Origin of the sequence: Aquimarina macrocephali JAMB N27 (assembly GCF_000520995.1) — a bacterium.
In the GTDB taxonomy this organism is placed as follows: domain Bacteria; phylum Bacteroidota; class Bacteroidia; order Flavobacteriales; family Flavobacteriaceae; genus Aquimarina; species Aquimarina macrocephali.
Genome location: NZ_JACA01000033.1, coordinates 45641 through 63627 on the forward strand (window position 1 = coordinate 45641; position 17987 = coordinate 63627).

General features: G+C 32.6%; 12 protein-coding genes. 10 read left to right on the forward strand and 2 right to left on the reverse strand.

Going from position 1 to position 17987, the window contains the following annotated elements; translation table 11 throughout:
• Positions 1-82 precede the first annotated feature (82 nt).
• The 3 genes from Z054_RS0117535 to Z054_RS31355 all read left to right on the forward strand — a co-directional run bounded on the left by Z054_RS0117535 (position 83) and on the right by Z054_RS31355 (position 6228).
• Positions 83-2791, forward strand: coding sequence for a TonB-dependent receptor (locus tag Z054_RS0117535; RefSeq protein WP_024771347.1), 2709 nt, complete (start codon positions 83-85; stop codon positions 2789-2791).
• Positions 2788-4617 carry a YfiR/HmsC family protein gene (locus Z054_RS0117540; protein WP_084050438.1) on the forward strand — a complete coding sequence of 610 codons (1830 nt, stop codon included), beginning with the start codon at positions 2788-2790 and terminating at the stop codon, positions 4615-4617. The genes Z054_RS0117535 and Z054_RS0117540 overlap by 4 nt, the downstream gene beginning before the upstream one ends.
• 147 nt (positions 4618-4764) lie before the next feature.
• On the forward strand, positions 4765-6228 hold the full coding sequence (locus Z054_RS31355; RefSeq protein WP_024771349.1) for an AAA family ATPase: 1464 nt from the start codon (positions 4765-4767) through the stop codon (positions 6226-6228).
• A 129-nt stretch (positions 6229-6357) separates the two neighbouring features.
• Here Z054_RS31355 and Z054_RS30415 read toward each other — a convergent pair whose 3' ends face one another.
• On the reverse strand, positions 6358-9291 hold the full coding sequence (locus tag Z054_RS30415; protein WP_024771350.1) for a DUF4132 domain-containing protein: 2934 nt from the start codon (positions 9289-9291) through the stop codon (positions 6358-6360).
• Positions 9292-9939: 648 nt separating this feature from the next.
• On the opposite strand from Z054_RS30415, the gene Z054_RS0117555 reads away from it, so the two are divergent.
• From Z054_RS0117555 to Z054_RS0117575, 5 genes are all read left to right on the forward strand, one after another.
• Positions 9940-10617, forward strand: a complete 678-nt coding sequence (locus Z054_RS0117555) for a hypothetical protein (RefSeq protein WP_024771351.1) — start codon at positions 9940-9942, stop codon at positions 10615-10617.
• A gap of 11 nt (positions 10618-10628) precedes the next feature.
• Positions 10629-11747 (forward strand): TMEM70/TMEM186/TMEM223 family protein, encoded by a 1119-nt coding sequence (locus tag Z054_RS0117560; RefSeq protein ID WP_024771352.1) that lies wholly within the window; start codon positions 10629-10631, stop codon positions 11745-11747.
• Positions 11748-11781: 34 nt separating this feature from the next.
• Complete coding sequence (locus tag Z054_RS30420) at positions 11782-13596, forward strand: OmpA family protein (RefSeq protein ID WP_024771353.1); 1815 nt, start codon at positions 11782-11784, stop codon at positions 13594-13596.
• Positions 13597-13686: 90 nt separating this feature from the next.
• Complete coding sequence (locus Z054_RS0117570; RefSeq protein WP_084050440.1) at positions 13687-14457, forward strand: ABC transporter permease; 771 nt, start codon at positions 13687-13689, stop codon at positions 14455-14457.
• 5 nt (positions 14458-14462) lie between these two features.
• The gene (locus Z054_RS0117575) at positions 14463-15290 is read left to right on the forward strand and encodes an ATP-binding cassette domain-containing protein (protein ID WP_024771355.1); all 828 of its coding nucleotides are present in this window, start codon (positions 14463-14465) and stop codon (positions 15288-15290) included.
• Positions 15291-15401: 111 nt separating this feature from the next.
• Here the strand turns inward: Z054_RS0117575 and Z054_RS0117580 are convergent, their stop codons facing one another.
• Positions 15402-15905 (reverse strand): hypothetical protein, encoded by a 504-nt coding sequence (locus Z054_RS0117580; RefSeq protein WP_024771356.1) that lies wholly within the window; start codon positions 15903-15905, stop codon positions 15402-15404.
• Positions 15906-16157: 252 nt separating this feature from the next.
• On the opposite strand from Z054_RS0117580, the gene Z054_RS0117585 reads away from it, so the two are divergent.
• Together Z054_RS0117585 and Z054_RS0117590 are read left to right on the forward strand one after the other, a co-directional pair.
• Positions 16158-16568, forward strand: a complete 411-nt coding sequence (locus tag Z054_RS0117585) for a hypothetical protein (RefSeq protein ID WP_024771357.1) — start codon at positions 16158-16160, stop codon at positions 16566-16568.
• A gap of 232 nt (positions 16569-16800) precedes the next feature.
• Positions 16801-17982 carry an imelysin family protein gene (locus Z054_RS0117590; protein ID WP_024771358.1) on the forward strand — a complete coding sequence of 394 codons (1182 nt, stop codon included), beginning with the start codon at positions 16801-16803 and terminating at the stop codon, positions 17980-17982.
• Positions 17983-17987: the final 5 nt, after the last annotated feature.

A 17987-nucleotide genomic window follows, 5' to 3' on the forward strand; every position in this document is an offset into this window, starting at 1 on the left:
TTTTGGCTACACACAAAGCAATCTATTTAAAATCTAAATTAAAAAACATATTAAGACGCGGACTAAAAAAAGCCCCCCTATTTTGTTAGTTCAGTATAGGTTATACCTTACTGGTTTACTATTTCTTTGTTTTATTTCTGGAGCATTTTCTCAATCAAGGGCGGTTATATCAGGTAATGTTTCTGACCAATTTGGTAATCTGCCAGGAGCCAGATTAGTTATAGAAGGTACAGATAAAAATACAACAACAGATGTTAATGGTAATTATAACTTCGATGTTGATGAGGGAGAGTATATAGTTACTTCAGAATTTTTGATGTATACTTCTGTTTCTAAAACAGTATTAGTTAAGGTTGGAGATACTGCAAAGGTAGATTTTGTTCTAGAAACTGGATTCTCAATAGATCAACCAGTTTCTTTGGGATCAAGGGCCAAGCCAAAATCAATATTAAAGAATACAGCGGCGGTAGATATTATTTCACCGCAACAGTTAACAAATTCTTCTCAGGTAGAATTGAGTCACATTCTTCATTATTTGATTCCTTCTTTTCATTCTACACACCAAACGATAGCAGATGGTACAGATCATATAGATCCAGCAACACTTAGAGGATTAGGGCCAGATCAGGTGCTTGTATTGGTTAATGGTAAGCGCAGGCATAATAGCTCTTTATTAAATGTAAATGGTACTGTGGGCAGAGGATCGGTAGGGACTGATTTTAATGCAATACCCATAGCATCAATAGAACGTATCGAAATATTACGAGATGGGGCGACTTCTCAATATGGCTCTGATGCTATTGCGGGAGTAATTAATATTATCCTAAAAAAGCAAACAGAAATTATTCAACTCGATAATAGAGTAGCAATAAATACCGAGGGAGATGGGCTTAATGTGTATTCTTCTGCAAATTTTGGGTTAAAAATAGGAAAAGAAGGTTATATAAATGTTACAGCAGAATATAGAGATAGAGAATCTATAAACAGAGCCGGAGACTATACAGGTACAGTATATTCTAATGATATAACAACTGATCAAACGCTAATCGAGGAAAATAATTTTTTTGAACAGACAGGGTATTCTAACAAACGAGTAATGGAGATCGGAAGCGCAGAAACCCAGAACCTTGCATTATCATTTAATGGTGAAATAATAATGTCTGACTATGCAACATTTTATATGCATGGTGGTAGAAACTACCGAGAAGGAACATCAAAAGGATTCTATCGTTTTCCTAAAGATCAAAACAGGGTAGTTTTAGAGTTATTTCCAAATGGTTTTTCTCCAGAGATCCTTACCGATATTCAGGATGATGCAATTACGGGAGGAATAAGAGGAATTAAAAATGAATGGGATGTGGATTTTAGCCATTCTATTGGGGTTAATAGGTTAGATTATACTGTAAATAATTCTAATAATGCCTCCTTAGGAGTAACATCCCCTAGAACTTTTTATACAGGAGGGTTTATCTACAAGCAAAATACGACAAATCTTGATCTTTCAAGAACATTTGATTGGCTTGAGGGTGTAAATGTAGCTTTTGGGGCAGAACTAAGAGTAGAGAATTATGAGATAGTTGCAGGAGAAGAAGCTTCTTATGTTGATGGAGGAAGTACTTATACCAATAGTTTAGGAATAGAATTGCCTAGAATTGTTGGGGCACAGGTTTTCCCAGGTTTTCAGCCAGAAAATGCATTAAATCGTTTTAGAACAAATAGCTCTGGTTATCTGGATATAGAAGCAAATATAACAGAGAAACTTTTAATTAGAGGAGCAGCCAGATATGAAGCATATAATGATTTTGGAGGTCAGGCGATCTGGAAATTGTCGGGTAGATACAGAGTTAGAGATGAAATTAGCATAAGAGCAGGGTTTTCTACAGGATTTAGAGCGCCTTCTCTTCATCAGGTATTTTTCCAGAATATAAGTACACAGTTTATTAATGGAGAAAGTGTACAAGTAGGTACCTTTAATAACGAAAGTGCTGTTGCTACAGAAGCTTTTGATATCAAAAAATTAAAACCCGAATTATCTAGTCATTTTAATACTGGTTTCAGTGGGAAACTAAACGATAATATTACTTTTAGTTTAGATTATTATTTAATTAATATACAGGATAGAATTGTTCTTTCAGGAAGATTTGCAGAAGGATATGAGGAAATACTGGAACCCTTTAATGTTGGTGCTGCTCAATTCTTTACAAATGCAATAGATTCCAGAACATCTGGTGTTGATCTATCATTATTTTTTAAAACAACTCTTGGTACAGGAGAATTTAATGCTTCATTAGCAGGTAATTTTACTAAGACCAAAGTAAAAGGTCCAATTAAGGTTTCACAAACATTAGAAGGACAAGAGGAAGTACTGTTTAACAGAGAAGAAATCGCCAGAGTAGAGTTTGCACAACCAAATTATAAAATAAATTCATTGCTTTCTTATGATTTTGAACAGTTTGGATTTCAGGTAGTAAATACACTTTTTGGAAAGGTTAAATTTATTCACCCAAATGATGGAGACTCTGTAAATTGGGTGGTAAATGATTTTACAGGAAATATAGAGTCCAGAGATCAGATGTTTTCTCCTAAACTCGTAACAGATATTGCAATATCATATCAGATTAGTGATTATATGAAATGTACTCTGGGAGGGAATAATGTTTTTAATGTCTATCCAGATAAGCATAAACATGCCGCTAATACAGAAGATGGAAATTTTATGTATAGTAGGAGAGTGCAGCAGTTTGGTGTTAATGGATCCAATTATTATTTAAGATTATTACTTAGGTTATGATGTATAGGCGTCAATATATATCGACAGCATATACTAATTTGATAGCTATATTTTTATATGTTATTGCAATGAGTTTTTCGTTACAAATAAAAGCTCAGGAAACAAGTAATGAAGAAGTAAAAAGATTACAGCGCGCTATATTTGTTTTTAACTTCGCACAGCAAATAGGTTGGCCAACTATAGAAGAACAACCAAATTTTAAAATAGGTGTACTGGGACCTGACCGAACAATACTAGATCTGAAAGCCATGTCTCTAAGGCGTAAGATCCAAGGTAAACCTGTAGAGATTGTTCGATTTCAATTTGTTAAAAATGTAAAAGATGTTCAGCTATTATATGTAAATCATAAGTATAACTATGATATGCATTATATCCTTAGTAAGATCTCGGGAAAAAACATAATGCTTGTTGGAGAGGATTATAACTTTAATGCCTCTATGATTAATATGGTTAATGTAGGGGATTCTTTTGAATATGAGATTAATGAAAGCCGAATAGAAAAAGAAGGATTTACTATTGCTTCTTCATTAGGAAAACATGCTATTACTTCTTCAGAAAAATGGAAACGTTTATACCGAAAAACAGAAAAAACCTTAAACAAAGTACAAGAGGATAAAGATAAACAAGAGGCTATATTAAAAGATAAAGAACAGCAAATACAATCTCAGGAAGAAAAAATAACAGATCAATTAGAAAAAATTGACAATAAGGAAGGGGAAATTAACCAAAGAAATAAAAAGATAGAAAGCCTTTATACTGAGAGTGAAATACAACAAAAAAAATATAAAGAAAAGGTTGTAATCGAAAGGGAACTCGAAAAAAACATCCAGGAGCAAGTTGCTTTTATAAAAAGTCAGGAAGAAAAAATTATACAAAGCAACCAGGAAATTAGTATGCAAAATGAATTTCTTGGAGAGCAGAAAGAAAAGATCAAAGAACAGGAGCGTGTGTTAAACCAGCAAGCTTCAGAACTTGATGCTCATAAAAAAGTAAACTTTTTACTCATTGCTCTGGTACTTCTTACTCTTATCGTTAGTTTTTTCATTTACAGGAATTACCTGGCTAAGAAGAAATATAATAAAGAGTTAGAGGATAAAAACCTTGAGATTTATAATCAATCTGTAGAGCTGGAGGCAAAAAATAAAGAGTTAGAACAATTTGCATATATAGCAAGTCATGATCTCCAGGAACCTCTTAATACAATATCAAGTTTTATAGGGTTATTAGCCGAAGATTATGGAGAAAACTTTGATGAAGCAGGAAAAGAGAGTATGTCCTTTATTAAGGATGCAAGTATAAGGATGAAAAAACTGATTGATGCTCTATTAGAATATTCCAGATTAGGAAGAAGTAAAGAGTATGATAATGTTGATTGTGCTACTGTTATACAAGAATTAAAAAAGGATCTAAAAGTTGTTCTCGAAAAAACAGGGACAAAAATTAAGATGGAGAATTTACCAGTAGTTAGAGGTTCAGAAATAGAGCTTCGATTATTGTTTCAAAACCTTATTAGTAATGGTATTAAATTTAATGCTTCAGGTTCTATTCCTGAAATAGAGATTAGATGTGTCAAAAAAAGTGACCCAGAAGATGCATCAAAAGGTTTTTGGCAATTCTCTGTAAAAGATAACGGTATTGGGATACCAGAAGAACACCAGGAAAGAATATTTGCAATTTTTCAAAGGTTACATTCTAGAGATCAGTATGAAGGCACAGGTATTGGTTTGGCTCATTGTAAAAAAATCGTAGAAGCTCACGGAGGGAAAATATGGCTTACATCCAAAGTAAAAGGAGGAAGTACCTTTTTCTTCACCATTCCATTTTAAATGAAATACTACGTTCTACGTTACTGGGGTTTTACCAGTAAGTATGGTTAGAGAATGAAGGATAACGTAATATTATGGATCAGTTCATTATCTTTGGTAAAAAGATTCAAAAAGTAGTATACATTTATTTAAAAAAACCAGGGGGTATTGGAAATTTCTTCAGCATATCTTGACATCCTTAAAAAAGAAGGAAATAAAGCATTGGCAATTTGTCAAAATTTAAATACAAATAAAGAATTTAGAAACACAGTTACTACTATTGTAGATGATGGTTTTCGAGGTGTAAATTATAAAGCAGAACATATCCTTTTGCATGATATTGTTAAGGTATTTGATGATTTTGAAGATATACATGTTGACGCCGCCAAAGTATCAGCAAAAGTGAAATTTATTCTGGTTTATTTTTATGAAAAATTACAAGGTAAAGATTTGAGTAAAGCTTATGATCTAAAAAAGCTTAATGAACTTCCTTTATCATCTCAGTTTAGTAAAAATGTTACTACTGTTAGAAACACCTCTTTTTTTGAACCTATTGATGAGGTTAAAACCGAATTTGCCTTACCTGTAATTTTGGCAAAATTCAAAAGTGAGCAATTACTAAGTATAGGTTCTTTTTTAAGTAGAATAGCTTCACTGGTTGTTAATGCAGATGGAATAATTACAGAGAAAGAACGAGATTTTTTAAAACGTGTATCACATAAGACAAATCATCCAAAAATAGTTGTGAAAAAAGCAGGGTATAATGAAGTACCAGAAAATGATACACTCGAGATTGTACTTCAGGAGCTTAATGAACTTATTGGTCTTAAGGATATCAAAAAGAATATTGAAGATCTTACGAATTTTCTAAAGATTCAAAAAATAAGAAAAGAAAAAGGATTAAAAACCTCTTCTAATTCTTTACATGCTGTTTTTATGGGGCCACCTGGTACAGGTAAAACTACAGTTGCACGTATGCTGGGAAGAATATATAAACACCTTGGTTACCTGGAGAAAGGACATTTGGTAGAAACAGATAGGGCAGGTATGGTAGCAGGTTATGTAGGGCAGACAGCAATCAAAGCAGACGAAATTATAAAATCTGCCATTGGTGGTGTTTTGTTTATCGATGAGGCATATTCACTTACTTCTGGTGGGTTTAATGATTTTGGAAGCGAAGCGATAGAAGTTCTACTAAAACGAATGGAAGATCAGCGGGATGATTTAGTCATTGTTGTAGCGGGGTATCCAGATGAAATGCAGGAGTTTATACAGACTAATCCAGGACTTCAATCTCGATTTAACAGATATTTTGAGTTTGATCATTTTACTGCCGAAGCATTGTTAAGCATTTTTAAGCTTTTTGCAAAAAAAGCCGATTTTATACTTACCGAAGATGCCGAAGAAAAACTAATGGAAATCCTCGATAGAATATATGAAAAGAGGCACAGAGGTTTTGGAAATGCAAGAACAATACGAAATCTGTTTGAGAAAATTATAGAACGCCAAGCCAATAGAATTGTTTCGATAACTCCGATTACTGAAGAAATATTGATGACTTTGACCGAAGAAGATATCCCGGAAATATTAAAAACAGTAAAAGAAATTATTCTTTTTGATGAAGAAGAGTAACGATTTATGTAAAGGTTTCTATTGGATTTGTAAGTAAAAGTTGTGAAAATTGGCGACCCCTAATACTATACCTTTGTTATTTTAGCTCTAAAAAGCTTTCTGATTTCTATTTGTAAATTTGCTTTTTATTCATGAAACGTCATTCATGATTTCTTTCAGGTCATTCATTGCTTCAGAATAAATAACCTTAGGGACATCCCGTAATGTGATAAGACGATTATCTGTTTCATTTCTGGGTTCTGAAAACCAAAAGCTATCGGTTTGAACAAACCCCAATGGTGTAAAAAAACACTTTCCTAAAACCATTTCTTCATCAAATATCCCTTGGGTTTGCAAATTATCAGTTTCTACAAAAACTTCTATTCTACCTTCCTTAAAAGCTTTTTTATAGGATAAAATACTTCCGCCGTCCCCAATACTTCCTTTTTTCCAGCCTCTTTTTTGTGCTCTGTTTTTAAATTTTCCTGCTGGTAAGGTTCTGTCTTCAAAACTTCTGGATAATGTTACTTTATATAATTTCTTGGGAAGTTGGATTATATCCCTATCTAATTGTTGGATAACTGGAATTATTTTTTGAGTTTCAAAATATTCTTTCCATTTCATTTTTATTTTGGCACCTATAAGAATGGGATGTACCAGCCGTATTTGGTCATTATGGTTAATATCCAAGGATTGTTGTTTGTGGTTTTTTAATTCACCACTTGCTGTTATAGTAAAGGTACTCTCATTATTCTGTTGCCAAATCAGAGTCTGGCCACAAGCAAAAGCAATAGGATGGTTTAAGAAGAATTTTTTCCAATCCTTTCCTTTCCAAAACCTTTGTATAACCAGATAATTCTCTAAACTATGCCTAAAATGTTGTATTGTTTGCTTAAGTGTAGTGTTTAGATTTTTCAACATTTTCTTGATATCTTCAGATGCTTTGGTAATTGATTTTACCTGTTTTCCTTGTAGATTTTTAAAACTAAACTTAAGCTGTGGACTTATAAATATTATATACCTGTTACTTATTACTTTTTCTTTATTTATAAAATCGAAATCTGGCATCATATTATCTTTCAGTTCAAAATAGGTCAATCCCAATTGCTCTGCAATGGATTCAAATGCTTCTTCTGCGGCTCCACGAACATTGAGGTACTCTACATTAAAGTGTTGAATAACCTTTTCTAATGCTAGTGCGGCTTTATATGTTCCTAGAATTCCCAGAATAGCACAGGCATTTAGATTTTTATCCTGTATGGCGATATTTTGCAGAGGCATAACCAATCGTTGATCCCCTAATTTTCCTAAAATTGCAAAGCCTGGTTTTGTAACTGCTTTTATACCTGTATTTTTTATCATATTTTGAAACAAAGCATATGCAAAATCAGCTCCCTTTTTTTGATCGAGTAGGGTGTACATAGGCTCAGCTTCTATATCGACATTAATCTTTTTAGAGCTTATCTGTCTGTAAAACAAGTAGTTTAATTCAGTTTTTGATACTGTAGTACCGTCTTTCCATTGTAATTCTGGTAATTCCCCTGCCCATTCTGCGATGGGTTTCTCTAATTTCCCTCTTAGAGAAGCAAGGCTGATACGTTTTTTTATATCTTCAATGGATACTTTACTTTGATTTTTGTGACTATAAAAAGAACGCACAGCAATATTACGCACATCTTCTAAACCCTCTTTTTCGACAATAGGTTGTAACGACGCGATAGCTTCTTCACATCTTATTTGACTTAAGACATATACTCCAGCTCTTCTCTCTTCTTTTTTTTCTGACAGCGTTAATTCTTTTGCCTTATAAAAAATATCTTCTGTCGGATATCTGGATAGTAAAGAAGCGGCTGTATCTGCCAGATCTTGATATTCAGAACATGCGATCTCCCATACCAGATCGTTATATTTTGAGAAATCCAACCCCTCGAGTAATGCAAAAGCCTCTTTGTAATGTGCAATAGGGGTATTATCTTTTATATTCATTATGGCTTCTATTGCAATTTCTATAGCGCTCTGTTTGTAACAACCAACAATATGACTAACAATCTCAAGATTTAACTGTTTGGTCTCTTTTACATATGAAAACAATTCGGTTTTCATTTCTTTTCTAAAATATTTGCATACCCAACCAATAAATTTAGGAGTATCATCACGAAACAATTCTGTAGCAGGAGACCAATTAAATGTATAACCATCTTCACTTGAGTTTTTGCGTTCCAAAATATAGGGCAACATTTTTTTTATATGTATTACAGTTGGTTTCCTGTATTTTTTTCTAGCATTGGCAAATAGAATCCTGTAACATTCCATCACACAAATTATACAATCAGAACCTTCCATTTTTTCTACTACAAAGGATTCAAATTTTTTTAGATTGATTTTGCATAATTCTTCTAACCAACTAAATCGAATATGTTTCTGAGCTTCTTTTCTTGTATAGTATAGAGGAAGGTTTTCTAAAAGTGTATCGAGTAAACTTTGTTGCGCAGTACCCAGTAATGATATTAGTGGTTTTATGTAGTTTTCATTATCTAATAATTGTATAGTTCTTGTCTGATTTTCTTTGATGAGTTTGAGTATTATTTCTCCTACAGAATTAACAGATTTATCTTCTCTTAAGAAAGATACTTGTTTGGTTGCATTTAAATAAGCAGAAAGAGCAGTCCATATATCTATATTAAAATGGTCTAATTCTTTTAAAGTTAAACCAAAGAGGTCTTCTCCTTCTTTTTCTGTCTTTAGTTGAGGTAGAAACCATTCTCTAAAAAAAACTTCGTAATAACCATCAAATTGGGTGCCTTTTTTATAGAAAAAAGTATCATTACATATAAATACAAGAAGACGCTGATCAATAACCCTCCATTCTTGTATTGGATTAAGTAAAGTAGATAAATGATTAAAAGTATCTACTTTTAATTTCGTTATTTGCGGTAACTCATCAGATTCTCCAAAAATGAATTTTAAGATATTTTCAAGACTTTCTATATCACGCTCATTGTACATTCTTTTGTAAAAATCATGAACTACATCTACCCATTGTTTTTTTCTTTTGGTAACCAGTTCAATTGTATCTTCATGCATTTTTTTAAAAATCTTTAATTGATTCTAATCGAGAATTTAAGATGTTTTTTGGGGTGTTTTTATAGATGAATTTTTGTTTCATGGATATACTTTTATTGCTTTTTTAATGGATCATCAAAAAGTGATTGTATCATGATATGATAAAAATAAAGAGAATATGATATTAATTTTTCACTGTAAACCGTGAAAAATTTAAGAATCAGAATATGTAGATTTTTTTAAGTGTCAACGTTCAGGTTTTAAATAGATGAAATAGACAGGGAGTTTATGTAAATATTTGAAAAACAATATTTTATTAAATGTGATTTAGATATGTTTTAGAATAAATACAGTGTTGTTTGAAGTATGTTTATAAAAATGAATTAGGACATTTGTAATCCTTTTTATTGTTATAATAGTGTAAAAAGGCGTATTTTAGAATTTTAAGAGTATCGTATATGAGTTGTAACAAATTGTGTTCTAATTACACTAATATAATGAAGTCTATTAATCAATAAGGGAATCATACAAAATCATTTGTTTTGTTAAATGCTTTTAATTCATGGCTTGGTAAGGTTTAAAAAAAACAATAATATTTATAAGAATTTATATAAATTTACCTCCTGGATCAGTATTTTAGCAATAATGAGCTCATCAAAAACATTTTAAATGGCTAAAGAAAAATTTAACTGGAAAGGTCTTTTTATTAACGACGAAACTTCAGAGGCAGAAAAACCTAGAGAAACAACTCCAGTACAACCTAGTTCTAATTCTTTTCCAGAATCAGGTAAACCAGTTTCGAAATTTCCAGTACACCCTCCAAAAACAACTTTGGTAAGTGATAGTGTACTTACTACAATTATAGAAATGTACGAATCCGGTTTTGAATCTCTTAATAAACCGGGATATGATTTTTACGAATTTTTTAAGGCGATAAAAGCAGTCGGGTCTAATGACCCATCGGTATACAAAATGGCTTTTACAATGGCCCAGGGAGTAGATTCAACCGTATCCAAAAATACACTTCTTACACAAGCAGATTTTTACATTAAAGAAATCGAGAAAGTACATAAGCAGTATCAGAATCAAGGAAATTCTAAGAAATCAAAGATTCTGAGTTCTCAAAAAAGCAGAAAAGACACTTTAAATACTGAAATTTCTGACTTAGAAAAAAAATTAATTGAGATTCAGAATCAAATCAGTGTTAAAAAGAATTTACTTCAATCGGTCGATACAGATATTGAAGTATCAGAGATAGATCAAAAAATTGTTGCTAATGATAAAGCAAGATCAAAAATTTTGGAAACTATAGTAGCAGTAGTAGAGGGCATTAAAAATAATATATAAGCAATACATTAATGGATCAAGAATCAAAAAGCCACTTATTAGACTTACCTATTTTAAAACATTTTGATGATGAAAAAGGGGAAATTTCTTTAAACCCTAATAATTGGAGGAATGGAGAAAAGGGACTAAATGCTTTTCTTAAAATAGCATTGTTCGCAGGTTTAGGATACGCTGCATGGGTGTATGTATTACCTCCTTTATTTACAGCATTAGGACAGGTAATAGCACTTGCAGGAGTAGCAGTATTTGTGATATTTTTTATCATGATGTTACCTGTAATATTAAAATTCTTACGTAGAGTTACAAGAGGAATTCATAAGTCCTTAATAAAACATGACCCTTTCGGAGAATTGCAGGAGCAAAAACAAAAAATGCTAATGAATAGAAAGGTTTTTAAAGATTCTAAAGCCAAAATAAGAGCATTAAAAAGTAATATGGAGCTTGAAGCTTCTAAAGCAGAAAAAGAATCTAAAGAATTTCAGGATCATGTAGTGACATTACAAAAACAGGCAGAGAAGATTAGAAATAAAATGCAAGCGATAGTGTCTGAAAAAGGTAGTGCAGGTAAGGATACCGATGAATACGTAGAGCTGCATAGTGCTTTAGCAAAAAAATTATCACAATCACAGCAAGTTGCTCATCAATTAAAGCAAAGTAAAAGTTTTATCCAGAAATATGGTAGTAGAGCTAATGTAATGGGTAAACTGGATAGAAAACTAACTCTTGCTGGTACAGCAATAGATATTAAGATTTCTGATTTTGAAGTAACTATCAAAATGCTGGAAAAAGAATATCAATTTGCAAAATCCGCAAAAGCGGCCACAGATGGAGCAAAATCTGCTATGTTATTTACTAAAGATTGGGAACTAGAATATGCATTAGATGTGATCACAGAAACTATTGCGATGGATATAGCTAAAACTCAGGAAAATCTAACAGATATCGATATGCTAACGTCTAAGTATGATATGGATAGTGATGAGCTATACTCGCAATTAGATACTTTGGCAGATAATATTAAAACAGGGAAAGACTATATTCCTGATTCTGAAAAATATAAAAACCCTAACTACAAACTAACAGCTGAGGATAAAGAAGCTAGTGGTGGTTTTGGGAATATGTTTGACTAACTAACCGAAATAAAAACTATAATAAAAATTAAAAATGGGTAAAATTTTAAGAACAAAAAAACTCACTACATTATCCGAGCTTATCATTGTAATCATTTTACTTGGTGCAATCTTAGGTGCGGTGTACTATTTTGCTCCTGGGTTAAGAGTAGGAGAAGCAAAGCAATTAGATGAGCTAAATATAAATAAAGAAGAGGTAGATAATGTTACTACATCAGATAAACTAGAATTGCCTTCCAATAGCCTTTCAAAAAGTGTAAAGGATAAACCTCTTGTTAGAATGGCAGCTTATGCCTGGAATGCTCAATCTGGTATTATTGTTTCTAATGGAGGACCAAAAACAACCAAAGGTTCTTTGATGGAGCAAAACGGAGTGAATTTAGAGATAATCCGTCAGGATTGGCTTTCTGAATTGAGGAATATGCAAATGAAATTCATTGAAGAATTTGATAGAGGAGAAGAATTTCCCGATGCAGATAAAAGTGCATTTGCAATCATGATGATGGGTGATGGTGCCCCTTTCTATATTAGTACTATGCAACAAGCTTTAGATGATAAGTTTGGTAAAGATAAGTACCACGTACAGGTAGTTGGTGCAGTAGGACTTAGTTATGGTGAAGATAAACTTATTGGCCCACCAAGCTGGAAAGTTGATCCAAAAAGCATGAAAGGTGCTTTGATCTCTGCCGTGTTAGGTGATGGAGATTGGGTAACAGCTTTAAACTATGCCTTTGCTAATGGTTTAAAAGTAAATCCCGATGTTACCACTTATGATCCTGATGCAGTGAATTTTTATCCTTCACAAGATGATGACTATATTAAGTCTGCAGAAGAACTTATTAAATCTCAAAAAGCAGGGTGGACAGTTCCTCTTAAAGAAGTGAGAAACGGAAAACTAACAGGTAAAACAATTAATAAAAAAGTTGATGGATGTGCTACCTGGACACCAGGAGATAAAATGGTTTTTGATGAGTTAAATGGTTTCACTGATATTATATCTACACGAGAATTTAATAACCAAATGGCAACTACAGTTATTGCTGTTAAAGAATGGTCGGTAAAACATCCTGAAATCGTTAGTAATATTTTAAAATCAGCATTAACAGCTTCTAATCAAATGAAGCAATATGATGAGTGGAGAGTAAGAGCTTCTGAGGCGATAGCTAAAACATATGATTTAGAAACTCCAAAATATTGGTATGATATGTTTAAAGGCCAAAAAGGAAATAAAAATGGTATCGATTACAACATGGGTGGATCAAGAGTATTCAACTATGCAGATGTAATGCAATATTATGGTATTACAGATGGTACCAATCGATATAAGGCAGTATACAATCAGGTATCTTCTTACCTAAGTGAACTTAATCCATTTGGTTTTAATGAATCTGTAAAAAGGATTGTACCTTATGATGAAGCAGTTAATCTTTATTTTATTAAAAACATTAATGATATTGATGCAGGTTCGGCTTACAAACCAGATTATACCAAAGAAGCAGAAGAAGTCTTGGCTTCAGGAGAATGGAATATTAATTTTGATACCGGAAGTGCAAATATTTCAGGATCATCTGCAAGTACTTTAGAAACGATATATAACCTTCTTATTCAGGCCGAGGATACAAAGCTTAGATTAGAAGGACATACAGATGATACAGGTTCTGCAGAAGCTAATTATGATTTATCACAGAGACGTGCACAATCTGTAGTTAACTTTTTAAGGAGTAAAGGAATTCCTCAATCACGTTTTCAATCTGTAATCGGAAAAGGTGAAGATGAACCAATCGAAACTAATACTACTGGTAGTGGTAGAGCCAAGAACAGACGAGTAGTTATTACATTATTGAAATAACATGACATCCAATTAATAAGAGCCGTCTTATGTTTGTAAAACATTGATTTTACATAGTAGACGGCTTTCTTTTTTAATAGCTAGTTTATTATGAAGTATTTATTCAAACCGTTCGAAAAGGTTAGCAAAAATAGCAGGTTACTCATTATAGGTGTATGGGTAGCAATAGTGTTGATTTTTTGGTTCGTTTCCAGTATGGGAGAGAGGCATTTGTTTCCTTCTCCACAACAAGTACTAACAGGATTTACAGAACTTTATAATGAAGGGCTGGTGGTACATATTGGCAGTTCTTTACTACTATGTATAAAAGCAATACTTATAGCGGTCGTCATTTCTTTAATTGTCACCTATCTATCTACAATTCCTGTAATAACACCAATAGCAAAAACGTTAAGTAAACTTCGTTACCTTCCGCTTACAGGTATATCTTTTTATCTGGCTATCCTTATTAGTGACGCCAGAACCATGCAAGTATGGGTGTTGGTGGTATTTATGACTACATACCTTACCACATCATTGTTGAGCATGATTAGCTCGATACCACAAGAAGAATTTGATCATGCACGTTCTTTACAATGTAATCGCTGGGAAGTACTATGGGAAGTTGTTGTAAAAGGAAGAATTGACCATGTTATAGAAGTAATCAGACAAAACCTGGCTATCGTATGGATGATGCTTGTAACTGTAGAATCTATCCTTGTAGCGGCTGGTGGATTAGGATTTTTAATCAAAAATTCTGATAAATTCATGAATCACGGTAGAATCATAGCATTACAAATAGTAATATTATTAGTAGGCTTATCTATAGATTTTGTCTTAGATTACTTGAGAAAAGCCTTTTTTAGATACTCCAAAATATAAGTAGAATGAACTATAGTACGCATAATACATTATTATATGTAGAAAAATTAAGTGTCGCTTATGGTGATAAAACTGTAATAAAGGATATTAATTTTGTAGAAAAAGATGTTGTTCGGGAAAACAATATTACTGGTCAGGTTATCGCTTTTGTAGGACGTTCTGGTCGAGGTAAATCTACATTATTTAGAGCGATGACAGGCTTGATCAAACCAACTACAGGAAAAATACTGATTGCCGATACCGAAACAGATTCAGAAAACGATGCCAAAGAAGTACATGAAGGAGATATTGGTTTTGTAGATCAAAAATATACCTTGTTTAGAAATAAAACGGTGTATCAGGCTTTACTGTTTGCACTTCGTAAAAAAGATATTTCTAAAGAAGAAAAGCATACTAAAATAATGAGTTACCTGTCTGATTGGGGCTTAGAAAAAGTAAAAGACCAATATCCTTGTGAGTTATCCGGAGGACAGAGACAGCGTACAGCAATAATCGAACAGATACTATGTTCTGGTCATTATATGGTTTTAGACGAACCTTTTTCGGGTCTTGATGTTGGAAACATTGAAGATGTTAAAAATGCATTTAACCTGATTACATCTTCACACGAATTTAATACGATTATTTATTCTACACATGATATAGAACTGGCTGTAGAACTGGCAGATAGTATTTATGTAATTGGTTACCCTACCATCGATGGAAAACGTGCCGATTATGGAACTATTGTTAAGCATTTTGATATGAAAGAGTTAAACCTTGCCTGGAAAGATTTTGGACTGGATCATATCGAAATTGTTAAACAAATAAAGGCAACTATGCTTAACTCATAGTAATTTTGATAATCAAAATCTAACCAACCCTGTGTTGAACTTGTTTTACTATCTAACAGAATCTTATATCAAATAGCTAGAAGCTTACTTGTGGCTTATCTCTGGGATTGTTTATTTTATGATTTTTTTCCAGGCGATTCTTAGAATAAGAAGTAATGCAAGGAAGAATAATAGCAAATATTGAAATCTTCCAACAAAGAAAACCCCAAAAAACATACGTTGCAATATATACGTAATGATAAAAGTTATAGCAACGATGATAAATAATCCAGAAAGTTTTTCAAACCCCGGAATTCTAGACATGGGCACCGTTTTATTAATAATAAATAAGGTGACAAACATAGAAACAATAGGAACAAAATAAGCCAATACATTCACATGTAGCAGATTAGTCTTTAAAAAGAAAAAACTATACAAAACAATTATTAGAGCCAATAATCCAGGAATAGTTACTGCATATACTAAGACTCCATAAAAATAATTTACAGGAGATCTAAAATTTCTTTGATTTACAAACATTAACCCTAGTAAAGATATAGCAATAATAACAGCAAAATAACCAAGTATAAGATTTGGATTATTTGCAAACCAATTGATAATGTCTTGTATTGTCATAGATCTTAATTTATAGAGAGGTGTTATGTTGTAAGATTATAAATGTATAATATATACAGTTAATATAAAAGAAGAGATTAAAAGTTCTGTTTCTTCTTATCACAGGACCGATTTATGATTACTATTTGAATACCCTGTTTTCAGGGTGTTCTTTTTTCACTGAAAAGGGTGTTTGGCAACCTTACCAAATACATCAAATTTGTGGTATCAATATGAATAAAAAATCATAAATAATTAACACATAAATAAATCATGAAAAAAGTAATCTTAAATCTTTCATTAGTAATAGCGATACTAGCAGTATCATGTAAGAGTGAAACTAAATCAGATACATCAGTTTCTAAAGATGAAGTAGAAAAAGTTGAAGAAAAAACAGAAGAGAATACTTCTTCACAATCTGCTAACGGAGTGCCTAATTTTAGCGACGGAAAAGTTCAGGAGTATGTGAACTCTTATGAAGCTTATATCGAAGAGTATAAAAAAGCAGTAGAAAGTAAGGATATGACAGCTTTCGCTTCTCTTGGAGAACAAGGACAAAAATTAGGAACACAAGCTCAGGAAGTAATGGGGAATCTTTCTGCAGATGATGTGAAAAAACTAAGTGATTATATGCAGAAAAAATCTGCACAGTTACAAGAACTGTCCAAAAAAATGATGCAATAACAAGTTTAGTTATCTATTAGTTTAGTTAGTGGGTTGAGTTTGGCAGGCCTTATTCTATATTAGAATGAGGCCTGCCGTTGTATTATATAATGAAATATGAGCCTGTAAACAGGATAAACTTCTGATAGTGAAGTAGTAATATTTATTTAAATTTAATCTAAATAAAGTTGTTTTTGTAGCATCTAAAAAATATATTTGCTCCTTATTTTAAAACGGTCTAAATAAGTATAAGATGAAAAAGACACTAATTGGATATTATTTTTTAAGTGTGATGGTATTAGGAGCAGTTTCGTGCTCTAGTGATGATGATAACTCGAACCCGACTGATCAATCGGTTGCTGAGAAGTCTGCAGTAATAGAAAACTACGCAAATCTTGTATTCAAAAATTATCAGGATGCATATGATGGAGCTAAAGCAATGCAAACCGCTATCAATACATTTGTAGCAACACCTACTCAAGTAAATTTTGATGCCGCAAAAGCAGCATGGAAAACAGCTCGAGAAACATATGGACAAACAGAAGCCTTTAGGTTTGCAAGTGGTCCAATTGATGATAATGACGGTCCAGAAGGAGTATTGAATGCTTGGCCATTAGATGAAAACTATGTTGATTATGTAAGTGGTAATGCTAATTCAGGAATTATTAATGATCCAACTACACATCCTACTATTAATAAAGCAGCATTAGAAGTATTAAACGAGGATGGGGGCGAAAAAAATATTAGTGTAGGATATCATGCTATCGAATTTCTTTTATGGGGACAAGATAACTCTCTCCCTTCAGCAAAAGAAGCAGGTCAACGACCATTTACTGATTTTGTTGATGGAGGTACTGCATCCAATCAAAGTAGAAGAAGAGATTATTTAGCAGTTTGTGCAGATTTACTTCTTGATCATCTCCAGTTGCTATTAGATGAATGGAAAGTTAATGGTACATACCGTTCAACATTTTTAGCTTTAGAAGCAGATGTTGCTTTAAAAAATATGCTTACGGGAATCTCTACACTTGCCAAATCCGAATTAGCTGGAGAACGAGTTTTTGTAGCGTATGATAACCAGAATCAAGAAGATGAACACTCTTGTTTTAGTGATAATACGCATAGAGATTTGCGATTAAATCTAGCTGGAGTTGCTAATGTATTTAGAGGAAGTTATACGACTATAAATGGTAGTTCTTTAGAAGATTTGATAACGAAAAAAAATGCAACCTTAGGTGCAGAGATCACAGCACAATTGGCAGCTGCTGAATCAGCAGTAAATGCAACAGCTACACCTTTTGATTTTGCAATTTCTGATGCTGCTGAAAGACCAAAGGTAATAGCGGCAGTAAATGCACTTAGAGCTTTGGGAGATAAATTTGTTGAAGGAGGTAATGTACTAGGGATTACTGTATCTTCAGATTTACCTGAGTAAGGTAA